This window comes from Rhizomonospora bruguierae (genome assembly GCF_018397995.1).
Lineage (GTDB): Bacteria > Actinomycetota > Actinomycetes > Mycobacteriales > Micromonosporaceae > Rhizomonospora > Rhizomonospora bruguierae.
Genome location: NZ_BBQH01000084.1, coordinates 1 through 15,065, shown reverse-complemented (window position 1 = coordinate 15,065; position 15,065 = coordinate 1). Strand labels below are relative to the sequence as shown.

The window sequence follows — 15,065 nt, the reverse complement described above, 5'->3', positions numbered from 1 at the left end:
GGTCCGGCAGGCTCCCGACCCGAGCGGGAAACGAGCCGATCGGCTACCCGAACAGGCCATTGGTCGCCGGGTTGACCTCGCGCCTTTCGTAGGCTGGCGGGATGACGGCCCCCGCGTGCAGTCGCCTGATGGCCCTGCGCCACCTGGCGCCGCCGGCCCCGGCCCTCGGGTGGGCCGTGGCGGTGCTGTTCTGGCTGTATTACCTGGCCGCCTTCCTGGCTCCGGCCCACCGGCCGTGGCACATGCCGCTGACGGTGGCGGCCGCCGGCCTCGCCGGGATCGGTGCCCTGGCGCTGCGGCACAGGTTCGTTCACCCCTGCGTGGTGCTCGTCGGTTGCTGCCTGTTCCTCGGCCCGGCGAGCATCGGCGCCGCGTTCGTCGCCCAGGCGACGAGCGCCAGGCGCCACGGCACGTCGCCGATCGTCCTCCTGTCGGGCGGATGGCTGATCCTGGCGAAAATCATGCAGTTGCTCGCCGGGCCCTACCGCACCGAGTGGGATGGTGCCGCCACGGTCGAGTCGACCATCGGGATCGGTGGGCTGGTCGTGGCGACCTTGATCGGCTGGTTGTCGAGGAGCATCGCCGGCGAGCAGGCGTGGCGCGACGACGCACGGGCCGCCCGCCGCGACGCCGACCACGCCCGGATCGAGCGGACACGCCTGCGGGAACGCGAACGGATCGCCCGCGAAATGCACGACGTGCTGGCCCACCGCCTCTCCCTGGTGGCCATGCACGCCGGGGCGCTCGCCTACGTCGACGACCTTGACACCCCGACCGCCCGGGAGACGGCGCGGGTCATCCAGCGCAACGCCAGGCAGGCCCTCGATGAGCTGCGGGTGGTCCTGACGCGATTGCGGGACGGCCGGGCCGCCCCCGAGCCGCCGCAGCCGACCCTTCGCGAGCTACCCGTCCTCGTCGCCGAGGTGCGGGAGAGCGGCACCCGGGTCCGGCTCGACCTGAACGCGACGGGCCTGGCCGACCTCCCGTCGCAGGTCAGCCGCTCGGCGTACCGGATCGTGCAGGAATGCCTGACCAACGCCCGCAAGCACGCCCCCGACGCGCCGGTCGAGGTGAGTATCGCCGACGGCGCGAACGAAGACCTGGTGCTCACGGTCAGCAATCCGGTCGGCGGGCCCGCGATCCCCGATCCGAGCGGCGCCGGACTCGGCCTGATCGGCATCACCGAACGGGCCGAGATGCTCGGCGGCACCATCACGTCCACGATGGAGCACAACCAGTTCGCCCTCACGGTGCGCATCCCACGGAGGGCCCGGTGATCAGGATCGTGGTCGTCGACGACGACCCACTGGTGCGTACCGGGCTCCGGCTGATCCTGGGTGCCGACGCCGAACTGGGCATCGTCGGCGAAGCCGACGACGGCGACAACGCTCTGCGGGTCATCCGCGAGGCCGGGCCCGACATCGTCCTGCTCGACATCCGCATGCCCCGCGTGGACGGGCTCGTCGTGCTGGAGCACCTCGCCCGGCTGGCTTCACCGCCCCGGGCGATCGTGCTCACCACCTTCAACACCGACGACCACGTGCTGCGGGCGCTGCGGCTCGGGGCGCACGGCTTCCTCCTCAAGGACGCCGACCCACCGGAGATGATCAACGCGATCAAGGCCGTGCACCGCGGCGACCCGGTGCTGTCCCCGGCGGTGACCGCCACCGTCATCGCCGCCGCCACCGGGCACGGCGACGTCGACCCCCGGATCCCGGCCGCGGTCGCGGACCTGTCGCCGCGGGAACGGGAGGTCGCCGTCGCGCTCGCCCGGGGGCTCACCAACCTCGAGATCGGCAAGCAGCTCTACCTGAGCCTCGCCACCGTCAAGGCCACGGTCGCCCGCATCTTCGCCAAGCTCGGCGTCGACAACCGCGTCTCGGCCGCAATGATCGTCCGGGATGCGGGTCTGCTCGACTGATCACCACGCCCCGGGCTCAGGCGTCAATGGGGGCGATCGTCATCCGGCGCTGTCGAGGACCTCGCGGAGCTTGCGGGCGAAGGCCGCAGGCTGCCCGGCGTAGCCGAACTCGCCGCCGAGGAAGCCGCCGTGATGACTCGGGAACACCGTCGCCTGTTGACCGAGCAGCCTGGCCGTCGCCACCGCGGTGCGTCCGGTAAAGACGTCCCGCGACTCCTCGCCCACCGCGATCACCACCCGGGTCCCCGCCGTGGTGAGGGCATCGACGTCCGGTCGGTAGCTGCTGACCGCCCAGGACCGGTCGGAGAGCAGGGGATCGTCACGGGATCCGTCATCCCCGGCCGGCATGCCGAACGCGGCGAGGTCCGGCGCGGGTTGGGCGAAGTAGTCGTCGGTGAATTCGCCCGGCCACGACGTCATCGCGATGAAGGCCGCCATGCCGGCGCCCGCGCCCTTCTCCTCGTACGCGTCCCGCACCCGGGCCCGGGCGTGTTCGGCGGCCTGCGCGTCCGGGAGCACCGGAATGAGCGGCGGCTCGTGCGCGACCAGGGTGGTCACGTCGTCGGGGTACGCCGCCACGAGGGCGAGCGCGGTCACGGCACCGCCGCTGCTCGCGAACATCTCGACCGGGCCCGCGCCGAGCGCCGCGATGACGGCGTGCACGTCCCCGGCCTGGGTTTCCGGCGAGTGGTCGATCCGTCCGTCCTTGCGGCTGCTGCGGCCGAGGCCGCGCGGGTCGTAGGTGACGACCGTGCGGTCGGTGAAGTGCGATGCCAACGCGCCGAAGCCGCTGGCGTCCATGGGCTGGCCGATCATGACCAGCGGTGGGCGGCCGCCGGCGGTCGGCAGCGGGCCGTGGACGTCGTAGGCGAGGTCGACCTCGGGGGTCTCAAGCACGTGGGCGGTCATAACGGGTAGACCTCTTCCGCGTCGGAAACTCATCGGTGCTACGCGTGTGGTGTCGCTGACCTTCGACGGTTGAAACGGGCCCGGGTCGCTCATCCGTGCCGGCGGGCAGGTCCACCGTCCGCGTGGGCGGCGCGCCGATCCGCGGCGAGGGCGCAAAAGCCTGGGCCAGCCGTAGGGGCACCGAGCCGCGTAGGGGCACCGTAATGGTCGATATTCCGGCGGCGGCGCCGGTCCCGCGTAAAGGATCAGACCATGGCGGGCCTGGCGCCGATGCTGGCGACGCCGGGCCCGATGCCGACCGGCCCGGGCTGGGGTTTCGAGTTCAAGTGGGACGGCGTGCGGGCCATCGTCGAGGTGGACCGCGGCTCGCTGCGCATCCTCAGCCGCAACAACCGCGACGTGACCGCCTCGTACCCCGAACTGTGCTCGCTGACCGGCGCGCTGCGGGCCGCCCGGCTCGTCCTCGACGGGGAGATCGTGGCGCTGACCGCGTCCGGCGTGCCCAGCTTCAGCCGCCTCCAGCAGCGCATCCACCAGCGCAGCCCGTCGCCCGCGCTGCGCGCCGCGGTACCCGTCCGGCTGTACGCGTTCGACCTGCTCGCCGAGGACGGCCGGCTGCTGGTCGGCCGCCCGTACACGCAGCGGCGTACCCGCCTGGAGGCGCTGGACCTGCCCGAACCCGTGCCGCCGTGGTGGCAGGGCAATGGCGCGGACGTGATGGCCGCCGCGGTCGAACTGGGGCTGGAGGGGGTCGTCGCCAAGCGGTTGACCTCCCCGTACGAGCCGGGGCGGCGCTCGCCGTCGTGGGTCAAGACGCCGCTGAACCGGACGGTGGAGGTCGCGGTCGGCGGCTGGAAGCCGGGGTCCGGCGGGCGGGCGGGGCAGGTCGGCTCGCTGCTGCTGGGGCTGCCGGACGCGCAGGGGTGCCTGCGCTACGTGGGGCACGTCGGCACCGGCTTCACCCGGGCGATGCTGCGCGACCTCGGCCAGCGCCTGGGCCGCCTGGCCCGGCTCACGCCGGCCCTCGAAGGCGTGCCGCGGGAGCACGCGCGCACGGCGCACTGGGTGGAGCCGAGCCTCGTCGGCGAGGTGATGTTCCGCACCTGGACCCCGGACGGCCGGCTGCGCCACCCGGCGTGGCGCGGCCTGCGGCCCGACCGGAGCATCGACGAACTGGTCCGGCTGGACGGTGGCTCCACACCGGCCTAACGCCGGCACCGGTCCGATATGCATGATCGCTTTTCGTCTAAAGTGGACAGAAATCGGTGGCGTTGCTCACCGGGGGATGCGAGTGGTTGCGGCGCGGAGTAGGTTGGCGGGGTGACCGGTGACGCGCTCCTCCGCATGATGCGGTGGATCGTGCGCCGATCCCTCCAGGTCCTGACCGGAATCGCGGCGCTCGCGGTCGGGGTCGGCGGCCTGATGGCCACGGCCGGCGCCCCCGTGTCCCAGGGCGACCCGGCCCCGGCGACGCAGCACCCGTCCGCGGTGTCGATCGCCACCGAGCGCGCCGCATCCATATCCACTGGGGACGGAGCGCTCGCCGCGGGCGGCGCACCGGCGGCTCCCGCCGGTGCCGGCGTCGTGCGAGAGGCCGCGGACGGCGTCGATGTCGTGCGGCTGGCCGACTACGCTGCCGGCGCCGTGCGCGTGGCCACCACCGGCGCCAATCTCTTGCGAGTGGCGGCCGTGGGTGCCGACGCCGGGTTCGCCGGCGACGGTCGGGCGGCTCGCGCTGGTTTCGCCGGAGTCGCCCTCCCGGCGGGCGCCCGGCCCGTTGATCTTCTGGTGGCGCGGTCGTTCGCCTGGCGCTCGGCGGCCGGCGACCTCGCGGCCGGCCGGAGCGCCGCGCCGGTCGGCCTGCGCGCCCCGCCGCACCGCTGACACCGCGCCGCTGGCACACCGCCGGCCCGCCGCGCCGCCGTACCGCCGTCCGGCACGGTCGCGCGGTACCGGTCGCGATGCGGCCCAAGGCGCGCCGCCGTCAGCGGCGACCGAAAGATTCACCGCGTGCCGGCCCGATGGGTCGCACTCCTCTCACCGCCGCGTCGCTGGGCGCGGCCGGTTAACCCACTCGCCTCGTCCACCCCAGAGGTGTTGATCATGCAGATGGTGCTGAACACGTTCCTGCTCGACATTCCCCGGGCCGCCGGCATCTGGCTGGCGTTGCTGGTGCCCGCGCTCATCACTCTCGTCGCCACCCTTCGCCGCACCGGCCAGCCACCCAGCGACGCCGAGGACCCCGAGGGGCCGGCCGCGGGAACGACGCCCCACCCGGCGGCCGTGCCGGCCCAATGGGGCAGGGAAGCCACCGTCGCGCTACCGCAGATCGCCCGGCGCGACCGGGCGCCGAGGCCGGCGAAGCAGCCGCGGGGGTGGCGCCCGCGCGCTTCGGCGGTGGAGGCCAGCCGGTTCGCGGCGGAGGTGGCGGTGGCCGCGGACCGGTCAGCGGCGATCGCGGTGCGGCGCCGGGGGGAGTGGTCCACGGCGCACGGCGAGGCCGGGCACGCGTGGGAGGCGTACCAGAAGGCGGACGCGGCGGCACGCCGAGTGCTGGCCACGACCGCGCTGCCCGTGCCGCGGACGCCCCGCACGCCGGCCGAGTTCGTCGACCGGGAGCGGTACCTGCGGCGGGCCGCGATGGCGGCGTGCTGGCGGCGGGAACTGTCCATTCTGCAGCTCAGCGATGCCCTGGCGCACCGCGACGGCTGGGACCCGCGCCGCCACCCGGTCGTGCAGGAGATCCACCTGCGGAAGGTGGTGCGGGACACCACGCTGGGCGCGTACCGGTCCGCCGCGGCTCGGGAGCGGGCGGCGTGGCGGGTCGCCGAGGACGCCGCCGAGGCCGCGCGGAGCCTGCGCCGGGAGGCGTGCACCGCTGCCATCGCCGCCTGGCAGGAGCAGTACGGTTCCGCCGTCGCGCCCGTACGCGCGCAGGCCGGTCCGGCCCGCCCGCCGGCCTCGTTGCAGTGGCAGACCGCCCGCGCCGCCTGATGCTCGGTGAGGGGCGGGGGCACGCCGTGCACCGGGTATCACCGACCGCTCACCCGATTCCGGTGAACCGGGCTCACCCCTGACCGCCGGACGCTGGGGCCGAACCGACCAGCGTGAGGAGAAGCTCGTGCCGTACATCACCGTGGGCGTGGAGAACTCCGGCCCGATCGACCTGTACTACGAGGACCATGGGGTCGGCACACCGGTCGTGCTGATCCACGGCTTCCCACTGAGTTCCGCCGAGTGGGAGAAGCAGGTGCCGGCGCTGCTCATGGCCGGCTACCGGACGATCGCGTACGACCGGCGCGGCTTCGGGAATTCGGGGCAGCCGGCGAACGGGTACGACTACGACACGTTCGCCGCCGACCTGCACACGATCATGACCGAGCTGGACCTGCGGGACGCGATCCTGGTGGGCCACTCGATGGGCACCGGGGAGGTCGCCCGGTACCTGAGCCGGTACGGCTCCGCCCGGATCAGCAAGGCGGTGTTCATCGCGCCGATCCCGCCGTTCCTGATGAAGACGGCGGACAACCCGGACGGGCTGGACAAGCGGATGTTCGACGGCTTCATGACCACGATCGCCAACGACCGGCCGGCGTACCAGACGGCGTTCCTGAAGGACTTCTTCAGCTGGGACCAGAACATGGGCAAGCGGGTCAGCGAGGAGGCGTTCCGGATGAACTGGAACATCGCCACGATGGCCTCGCCGATCGCCACCCTGGCGAGCCCGGGGACCTGGCTGACCGACTTCCGGGCCGACGTTTCCCGGATCGACGTGCCCTCCCTGATCATCCAGGGCACCGAGGACCGGGTACTCCCGTTCCCGCTCACCGGGCAGCGACTCCAGGCGGCTCTGCCGGGGAGCCGGCTGATCGCGCTCGAGGGGGCGCCGCACGCGATCCCGTGGACCCACGCGCCCGAGGTGAACCAGGCGCTGCTGGACTTCGCGGCGATGCGCGAACCGGCGATGGCGGGTCGCTGACGCCGGCGGGACGGTGGCCGTGCGGGGCGCGGCGGGCCGGAGGCGGCGGTCAGGCGACGCCGATCGGGCGGAACTGAACGCTGACCCGGGGACCGACCGGGCGGGCCGTCTTCGGCACGCTGTGCTCCCAGGTGCGCTGGCAGGAGCCGCCCATGACGATCAGATCGCCGTGGCCGAGCGGGAAGCGCAGGCTTTCGCCGCCGCCGCGCGGGCGTAACAGCAGGGCGCGCGGGGAGCCGAAGGACACGATCGCGACCATGGTGTCGATGCGGGACGAGCGGCCGTGCGTATCCCCGTGCCAGGCGACGCTGTCCCGCCCGTCCCGGTACAGGCACATGCCGGCGGTGACGAACGGCTCACCCAGCTCCGCGGCGTAGTGGCGGGTGAGCCGCTCGCGCGCCTCGGTCAGGGTCTCGTGCGGCAGCGCCTCGCCGCGGCCGTACCAGCGCAGCAGGCGGGGCACCGCGACCTCGCCGTCGTACATCCGGCGCCGCTCGGCGCGCCACTCCACGCCGCGCAGCAGCGTCTCAAGGACCTGGTCCGAGCCGCGCACCCAGCCGGGCAGGTGGTCGACCCAGGCGCCGCGGATGAGCCGGTGCCGGCGCAGTCCGCCGGCGAGCGGGCCGAGGTTCGGGCGCTCGGGCCCGTGGCCGAGCAGGGCCGGGTCGAGCATCGAGGGCTGATACGCCAGGTCGCTCATGTCGCGACCCTACGCGCGTTCGAACGCCTGTGCCAATCAGTCCCCGGAAAGGAACCCGGCCAGGACGGGGGCCAGCGCAGCCGGGGAGACGTCGTGGATCTGCGGGTCAGGTGCTCCGGCCCGGTCAGGCAGTCGAACAGCAGCTGGCGCGGGGCGTCGTGGACCCGCCGGTAGGTGAACTCGCCCGCGGTCACGGCCGCCGGCCGCGCTGGATCTCCGCCAGGTGCGCGTCCAGCCGGTCGTACCGTTCGGCCCGGAGCCGCCGGTTCCGGCTGATCCAGTCCACCGCGTCGTCGAGGCGGGGGGCGTCGAGCGCGCAGGGGCGGGACTGCGCGGCGCGGGTCCGGGTGACCAGGCCGGCGCGTTCGAGTACCTTCAGGTGCTTGGAGATCGCCTGCTGGGTCACGGCGAACGGCTCGGCCAGCTCGTTGACGGTGAGCGCGCCGAGCGCCAGCCGCTCCACCATCGAGCGGCGGGTCGGATCGGCGAGCGCGGCGAAGGTCAGGCTGGTCTACGGGGCCGGGTGGGGACCTGTCAAGGGGTGGACGGCGGGGTCAGCCCTCGGTCGGGCTGCTTCCGGCGGGGCTGGTCTCGGTGGAGGTGGCCCCGGCGGGGCCGGCTCTCGGTCCGGCCGCTGCTTTCGGCGGTGTGGCTGACGGCCGGTACGGGCGGCCGCGAGGCGCCCGCCACCAGCAGGCCCAGGAGCAGCGCCGCGACCACCACGACCAGCGAGGGCAGGATGCCGACGTGCCCGGCCAGGAAGCCGATCAGCGGCGGGCCGGCGAGGAACGCCGTGTACCCGAGGGAACTGACCACGGAGACGTTCACCGCGGCGTGCTCCGGGTCGTCCGCGCCGGCGCTCATGCCCACCGGGAAGCCCAGCGCGGCGCCGGCACCCCAGAGCAGCGCGCCGGCCATCGCCAGGGGCAGCCCGACGTGCAGCATCACCAGGACCAACCCCACGCCGGCCAGGACCGCCGAGCCGCGCAGCGCCGCCACCCGGCCGTACCGCGCGACCGCCGCGCTGCCGACCACCCGGGCGGCGGTCATCGCCGCGACGAACACGCCGTACCCGAGCGCGCCGACCGTGTCGCTGCTGCGGTAGCCGTCCACGAAGGCGACGGTCAGCCAGTCGTTGGCCGTGCCCTCGGTGAACGCGAAGGCCAGCACCAGCACGCCGATCAGCAGGGTGCGCGGCTCCCGCCAGGCGCGCAGCACCCCGGAGGCGCGCCGTTCGCCGCCCTCCCGCGCCGGCAGCGGCAGGAAGCTTCGGACAACGACCAGCATGCTCGCCAGCAGCAGCGCGGCCGTGCCCAGGAACTGGGCCGCCGGGGGTACCCCGATCGCGGCCGCCCCGGCGCCGAGCAGCGCGCCCGCGACGGTACCGATGCTGAAGCCGGCATGCAGGCGCGGCATGAGCGGGCGGGCGAGCCGGCGCTCGACGTCGGCCCCCTCCACGTTGATCGCCACATCCCAGGTGCTGGTGCCCATGCCGACCAGCAGCAGCCCGGCGCCGGCCGGCAGCGGAAGGCCGAGCGCGACGCCGGCCGCCAGCACCACCAACCCGATCACGTAGAGCACGACCCCGCCGACGACGGCGCGCGCCGGGCCGAAGCGGTGCACCACCGGCCCGGACAGCGGCAGCGCCGTGACCGCCCCGCCGGACAGGCAGAGCAGCAGCAGGCCGAGTTGGGCCGGGGTCAGCGACAGCGCGTCGCGGACCGCCGGGATGCGGGAGATCCAGGACGCCATGCCGAGGCCGTTGGCGATGAAGGCGGCGGAGACGGCGATCCGGGCCCGCTCGGCAGTGGCGATCATGCCCGCAACTCTAGGAGTGCCCCCGTGCCGCCGGTGAGTCGGATTTATCCGGATGATGCCGGACGTACCAGTGGGAACGGGAGCGTCTCCCGGATGCCGCGCCCGGTGATGAGCATCACCACCCGGTCCACGCCGATGCCCAGGCCCCCGGTCGGGGGCATCGCGTAGCCGAGCGCGTGCAGGAAGTCCTCGTCCAGCTCCATCGCCTCCGGGTCGCCGCCGGCCGCGAGCAGCGACTGCTCGGTCAGCCGCCGCCGCTGCTCCACCGGGTCGACCAGCTCCGAGTACGCGGTGCCCAGCTCGGTGCCGAACGCGACCAGGTCCCAGCGCTCGGCCAGCCGCTGGTCGGACCGGTGCTGCCGGGTCAGCGGGGAGACGTCGGTGGGGAAGTCGAGGTAGAAGGTCGGGACCTTGGTCCGCTCCTCGACCAGGCGCTCGTACAGCTCCAGGACGAGCGCGCCGCGCCCCCACGCCGGATTCCAGGGCACCCCGGCCCGGTCGGCGAGCTCGCGCAGGTGCTCGACGCCGGTGTCGGCGCTGACCTCCTCGCCGAGCGCGTCGGAGAGCGCCGCGTTCACCGTCATCGCGGGCCACCGCCCGGACACGTCGTACTCGGCGTCGCCGTGCCGCACCAGCGGCGCGCCGTGCACCGCGGTCGCCGCCGCCTGGATCAGCTCCCGGGTGAGCGTCATCATCGTGCGGTAGTCCGCGTACGCCTGGTACGCCTCGAGGATCGTGAACTCCGGGTTGTGCTTGACCGACACGCCCTCGTTGCGGAACGTCCGGCCCAGCTCGAAGACCCGCTCCACCCCGCCGACCGCCAGCCGTTTCAGGTACAGCTCGGGGGCGATCCGCAGGTACAGGGGAAGGTCGTAGGCGTTGCTGTGGGTGCGGAACGGCCGGGCGTTGGCGCCGCCGTGCACCGGTTGCAGGATGGGCGTCTCCACCTCGATGAACCCGCGCCCGGTCAGCGACGCGCGGAGGCTGTGCACGGCCGCGCTGCGGGCCGTCAGCAGCGCCCGCGCGGCGGGGCTGACCGCCAGGTCCAGGTACCGCTGCCGGACCCGCGCCTCCGGGTCGGTGAGCCCGCGGTGCTTGTCCGGCAGCGGCTGGAGGCACTTCGCGGTCATCGTCCACTCTGTGGCGAGTATGGACAGCTCGCCCCGGTGCGAGGTGACCACCTCGCCGGTCACGCCGACGTGATCACCGAGGTCCACATCGGACCGCCAGCGCTGGAACGCCTCGTCCCCGGCGTCCTTGGCGGAGACCATGACCTGGAGGTCGCCGGTCCAGTCCCGGATGGTGGCGAAACTGAGCCGGCCGTGGTCGCGCAGCAGGATCACCCGCCCCGCCGCGGTGACCCGTTCGCCGGTGCGGGTATCCGGCGGCAGGTCGGGGTGGCGGGCCGCAATTTCTCCACAGTGGTCGGTGCGGGGGAAGCACACCGGGTACGGGTCGATGCCGGCGGCGCGGATCCGGGCGAGCTTCTCCAGGCGCACCCGGACCTGCTCCGGCGGCGCCGCCGGCGCGACGGCCGCGCCCGGCAGCGGCGGGGTGGGCGCCGCCGCGAGCGCCGGCACGGCGGCCGCCGGCTCGACGGTGATCGGCTCGGGGTGGGTGACCACCGGGACCGGCCGGCCGGCCTCGGTGCGACCCCGGCGGAACAGCTTCGGCAGGCTGGGCACCGACAGGAAGCCCTCGGCGATCGCGGAGCCGACCGCGATCTTCACCAACTCGCGCCGCTCCCGGAAGCACAGGAACCGCGGCTCCCAGTGCGGCCGGTACTTCACGTTCGACCGGTACAGCGACTCCAACTGCCACCAGTGCGACAGGAACAGCAGCAGCCCCCGCCAGGCGCGCAGCACCGGGCCCGCGCCGATCCGGGCGCCCTCCTCGAACGCCGAGCGGAACACCGCGAAGTTCAGCGACACCCGCTCCACGCCGAGCGCCGGCGCCTGCCGCATCAGCGCCGCCACCATGAACTCCATCAGGCCGTTGTCGGCCGCCCGGTCCCGCCGCATCAGGTCCAACGAGATGCCGGTGCGGCCCCAGGGCGTGAACGACAGCAGCGCCGCCTCGCGCCCCGCCGCGTCGATCGCCTCGACCAGCACGCAGTCGCCGTCCGCCGGGTCGCCCAGCCGACCCAGCGCCATCGAGAAGCCCCGCTCGGTCTCGGTGTCGCGCCACCGGTCCGCCAGCGAGATGATGTTCGCCATCTCGGCCGCCGAGATCTCCGCGTGGCGCCGGATCCGGCACGTGTACCCGGCCCGCTCCACCCGGTTCACCGCCTGGCGGACCGGGCGCATGTCCCGCCCGTCCAGGCCGAACTCGCGCACGTTGAGGACCGCCTCGTCGCCGATCTCCAGCACGTGCAGGCCGGCCCGCCGGTACGCGGTCGCGCCGGCCTCGCTGGCGCCCATCACCGCGGGCGTCCAGGCGAACTCCCGGGTCACCGTCAGCCACGCCTCGATCGCCGGGCCCCACGCCTCCGGGTCCCCGAGCGGATCGCCGCTGGCCAGGCTCACGCCCACCACCGGCCGGTAGGTCAGGGCCGCCTTGCCCGAGGGGGAGAAGACGGTGAGCTTGTCCCGCCGGGTCGCGAAGTACCCGAGCGAATCCCGGTCGCCGTGCTCGGCCAGCAGGCCCCGGATGCGCCGCTCGTCCTCCGGCGGCAGCACCGCCGCCGCCCGCTGCGCCCGGAACAGCGCCAGCACCGCCGCGAACAGGGCCACCGCGCCGAACAGGCCGAGCAGCAGGTTGACCCAGCCGGGCGCCTCACCGCCGCGGGTCCAGTCCATCGTGAAGGCGCCGCCGAACACCCGGTTGACCGCGTACGGCAGCCGCTGGTCCGAGGGCACCTCGCCGGGGAACGCGCGCACCAGCGCCCAGCCGACCAGCAACCCGCCGCCGAGCAGCCCGACCAGGGTGGCGGTCGCCTTCCAGAAGCTCGCCCGCTGCACCTTCGCGTGGAACTCCCGCCGCGCGATGATCAGCGTCGTCAGCGCCAGGGCGGTCACCAGGAGGCTCACCGGCACGCTGATGTACCCGTACTTGAGGAACCGGTCGTCCCGGTCCGCGTCGAGGAACAGGTACGGCTGGATCAACGCCCACACGCTCAGGGCGCCGCCGACGCCCTGCAGCGTGAGGTACGCGACCAGGATCCGCCACGCCACCCGCTTCCGCCGGCTCACCGCCGCCGCCAGAATGACCAGGAACAGGGCGTACCCGAGGTTCTGCGGTGCCGGCAGGACTGTCGCGTCGATGGTCGCGCGGACCGGCTGGAAGCGCGGCCGGAAGGCGCCGCCGATGGCCGCCATCGCGCACACCGCGGCGGTCACCCGCAGCAGCGTGGCGAAGATCCGAGGTACCTGCCGCTGCCAGCCGCCGTGCCCCCGCGCCCGGGGTTGGTGCGGTGGCTCCTCCCGCCCGACCGGCCGGGCGATCTGCTCCGCTTGCGCCCCTCTCGCCACGCGGACAGCTTAGGCCCGTATCCCGCCTCCGGCCGGCCACGAGGCGCACCCCGCCGCGCGTTGGGCGGATGATTCCTGTGTGTCCGGTGGCACCCCTGCTCCGGATGTGGCCCGTTCTGCGGACGCCCGTGCCGGTGGCACCCAGGACGATCTTGGAGTTGTGGCACCCCTCGGAAGGGCCGAAGGTCGAGGTGGGTGTAACGCGGGCCGTTACGGCTCTCATTCGGGCGCCGCACTTCGCCCGCAGCGGTTCGGTCGGTGCGCGCGGGACGGGGTGCGGTTTCCGGCCCCCAGAGTCCGCCTTTGTCGGGGCTGCCCCGCGTCGGATCCTTGGCGTGGACCAGTACCCGTCACAGGGGGGCTAGCACTACCCAGAAGTCTCTAGCGGTCGGGAGTGTGCCGGGAACGCCCGGAGAGTTTGCTGGTAGCCATGAGGTTCACTGGCTCGAACAAGATCGTCCGGTACGGCCTCGCCTCCGCCATGCTGGCCCTCGCCGCGGGCCTGGCGGTGGCGGCGGCGCCGTTCCCCGCACACGCCCCGGCCGGTGCGGCGACCCCCGTCCTCGTGACCCGCGACCTGATCGCCGTGCAGGTGCAGTCGCCCCCGAAGGTCGGTGCGCCACCGTCCCGGCCCGGTGACCCGCCGCGCTCGGACGCGCGCATCCGCGCGCCCCGGGCAGCGGCGACCAGTCAGCGCTAGCGACGCCCCGAATCGTTCCCCATCCGCCCCCCGCTCCGCCCGGCCTGCTTTGCCCTCCCGCTCCGCCGGCCCTGCTCCGCCGAGCCTGCTCCGCCCGGCCCCCGCGCCGTGAATCTTGGCTCGGATCGGCCGTTTTCTGGCGGAATCAGTACCAAGATCCCGAATGCGCCACGCGCGGCGAGTGCGCGATCGAGGGTGCGAGGCCCGGGTGCTCTGCGCCCGTACGGGTTGTGCCGCTCGCCCGATCGGAGCCGCCCCGTTTTCCCGGGTCAGAAGGCGGAAATCGTGGCCGGTGCGCGCTCCGCGCGGGACAGTGCCCGGACCATCGCCACGCTGCCCCGGCGCCGCATGGCGATGCGGGTCAGCAGGTCGACGACGGGTTCGACGACCGTGGCGGGCAGCGGGGGCGTCGGCAGCTGGACGCTGACCGCGAGGTCGTCCGAGTGGACGACGAGTTCCATGGTGCGGCCGAGGAGGAAATCGTCGAAGGTGAGCGTGCGGTCCGCCGGCATGATCTGGACCAGGCGGTCGGCGGGCTCGACCCGCAGGGTTTCCCGCAGGTCGGCGAGCTCGGCGTCCAGGCGGGCGAGGAGCGGTTCGATGCCGGGCTCCGCCAGCTTCTCGCCCGCGTCGCGGATGCCGACGTTCGGGGCGTCGTCCGGGCCGGCCTCCACCCAGGCGGCCTGGGCGTAGTACGCCAGCAGCGAGATGGGCGCCGACTGGTCGGGGAGCGGGGTGGCGAGCGTCAGCGGGACGAAGGAGACCTGGCGGGCCAGGTGGGCGGAGAGGCCGCCGACGGTGAAACCGGTGAGGGCGCTCGGTTCGTTCCAGGCGGCCGATACGGCCGGGTCGCGGAGGAGGGTCGCGGCGGCGGTCGCGGCCTCGAGATACGCGTCTCGAATCATGTGCCGAGCCTAGGGTCCGTCCGGCGGGGCGGATGACCGTGCGCGGGTGGCTTGCCGATGCCCGGTTTGTGCGCTACGGTTGGCCGGTCAGCCCTGTGGTTGCCGGCAAGTGATCTTGCCCCCCGGGGTGGTCGCGCTCCCCCGCGGCGCTGCTTCCGTCTCGTACGTATCGACGGTCCCATCCGTCACGCACCGCCCCGGTTCGAGTAGCCCGACAACCGACGTTTTCCGGCGCGGTCGATCCGGCCCGCCGCTTTCGCGAACCCGCCCTCGTATCGGGCCCGGTTCGGCGTATTTTCCCCGTCCAGAAGGGACAATCGATGAGCCAAACAACGGTGGCGGAGAAGCCACGTACCCGGCGCCGCCGCAGTGCCACCCGGCCGGCGAACCCGCGCCCGACCGGCGCCGCGGCGCCACCGGTGACCGAGGACGACGTCCGGCGGCCCGTCTCGGGCGTGCTGGACGTGACCGACAACCACGCGTTCCTGCGCGTGACCGGCTACGCACCCGGTCCGGAGGACGTGTACGTATCGATGACGCACGTGAAGCGGCACGCGCTGCGCCGCGGCGACGTGGTGGCCGGTACCAGCCGGCAGAAGCGCGGCAACGAGAGGTACGCGCCGCTCGTCGACCTGGAGTCGGTCAACGGGATGGATCCGGAGC

13 protein-coding genes and 1 pseudogene are annotated in these 15,065 nt (G+C 73.9%); 8 read left to right on the top strand and 6 right to left on the bottom strand.

Annotation, left to right across the window (positions count from 1 at the left end; genetic code table 11):
• Positions 1–101 precede the first annotated feature (101 nt).
• Complete coding sequence (locus tag KJS59_RS31510; protein WP_249714974.1) at positions 102–1,277, top strand: sensor histidine kinase; 1,176 nt, start codon at positions 102–104, stop codon at positions 1,275–1,277.
• The gene (locus tag KJS59_RS27475) at positions 1,274–1,921 is read left to right on the top strand and encodes a response regulator (protein ID WP_249714971.1); all 648 of its coding nucleotides are present in this window, start codon (positions 1,274–1,276) and stop codon (positions 1,919–1,921) included. Before KJS59_RS31510 ends, KJS59_RS27475 begins: the two co-directional genes overlap by 4 nt.
• 39 nt (positions 1,922–1,960) lie before the next feature.
• On the opposite strand, the gene KJS59_RS27470 is transcribed toward KJS59_RS27475, so the two are convergent.
• Positions 1,961–2,818: an alpha/beta fold hydrolase gene (locus KJS59_RS27470; RefSeq protein ID WP_249714970.1), complete on the bottom strand. Its 858-nt coding sequence runs from the start codon at positions 2,816–2,818 to the stop codon at positions 1,961–1,963.
• 264 nt (positions 2,819–3,082) lie between these two features.
• Between KJS59_RS27470 and ligD the strand changes: the two genes are divergently transcribed.
• The 4 genes from ligD to KJS59_RS27450 all read left to right on the top strand — a co-directional run bounded on the left by ligD (position 3,083) and on the right by KJS59_RS27450 (position 6,809).
• Complete coding sequence (gene ligD / locus KJS59_RS27465) at positions 3,083–4,039, top strand: non-homologous end-joining DNA ligase (protein WP_249714968.1); 957 nt, start codon at positions 3,083–3,085, stop codon at positions 4,037–4,039.
• A gap of 111 nt (positions 4,040–4,150) precedes the next feature.
• Positions 4,151–4,714 (top strand): hypothetical protein, encoded by a 564-nt coding sequence (locus KJS59_RS27460; RefSeq protein WP_213456278.1) that lies wholly within the window; start codon positions 4,151–4,153, stop codon positions 4,712–4,714.
• A gap of 219 nt (positions 4,715–4,933) precedes the next feature.
• Complete coding sequence (locus tag KJS59_RS27455; RefSeq protein ID WP_213456277.1) at positions 4,934–5,824, top strand: hypothetical protein; 891 nt, start codon at positions 4,934–4,936, stop codon at positions 5,822–5,824.
• A gap of 127 nt (positions 5,825–5,951) precedes the next feature.
• A complete protein-coding gene (locus KJS59_RS27450; RefSeq protein WP_213456275.1) occupies positions 5,952–6,809 on the top strand; it encodes an alpha/beta fold hydrolase in 858 nt (285 codons plus the stop codon).
• Positions 6,810–6,858: 49 nt separating this feature from the next.
• Here KJS59_RS27450 and KJS59_RS27445 read toward each other — a convergent pair whose 3' ends face one another.
• From KJS59_RS27445 to lysX, 4 genes are all read right to left on the bottom strand, one after another.
• Positions 6,859–7,509 (bottom strand): alpha-ketoglutarate-dependent dioxygenase AlkB, encoded by a 651-nt coding sequence (locus KJS59_RS27445; protein ID WP_213456273.1) that lies wholly within the window; start codon positions 7,507–7,509, stop codon positions 6,859–6,861.
• Positions 7,510–7,699: 190 nt separating this feature from the next.
• Complete coding sequence (locus KJS59_RS27440) at positions 7,700–8,014, bottom strand: ArsR/SmtB family transcription factor (protein WP_283775905.1); 315 nt, start codon at positions 8,012–8,014, stop codon at positions 7,700–7,702.
• A gap of 29 nt (positions 8,015–8,043) precedes the next feature.
• Positions 8,044–9,327, bottom strand: a complete 1,284-nt coding sequence (locus KJS59_RS27435; protein WP_213456269.1) for an MFS transporter — start codon at positions 9,325–9,327, stop codon at positions 8,044–8,046.
• Positions 9,328–9,371: 44 nt separating this feature from the next.
• Positions 9,372–12,797, bottom strand: coding sequence for a bifunctional lysylphosphatidylglycerol synthetase/lysine--tRNA ligase LysX (gene lysX / locus KJS59_RS27430; protein ID WP_249714966.1), 3,426 nt, complete (start codon positions 12,795–12,797; stop codon positions 9,372–9,374).
• A 430-nt stretch (positions 12,798–13,227) separates the two neighbouring features.
• Here lysX and KJS59_RS27425 point away from each other — a divergent pair, with 430 nt between their 5' ends.
• On the top strand, positions 13,228–13,497 hold the full coding sequence (locus tag KJS59_RS27425; RefSeq protein ID WP_213456267.1) for a hypothetical protein: 270 nt from the start codon (positions 13,228–13,230) through the stop codon (positions 13,495–13,497).
• Between the two features lie 269 nt (positions 13,498–13,766).
• On the opposite strand, the gene KJS59_RS27420 is transcribed toward KJS59_RS27425, so the two are convergent.
• The gene (locus KJS59_RS27420; RefSeq protein WP_213456264.1) at positions 13,767–14,402 is read right to left on the bottom strand and encodes a maleylpyruvate isomerase N-terminal domain-containing protein; all 636 of its coding nucleotides are present in this window, start codon (positions 14,400–14,402) and stop codon (positions 13,767–13,769) included.
• 320 nt (positions 14,403–14,722) lie between these two features.
• Between KJS59_RS27420 and KJS59_RS27415 the strand changes: the two are divergent.
• A pseudogene (locus KJS59_RS27415) lies at positions 14,723–15,065 on the top strand (hypothetical protein); the annotation flags it as partial.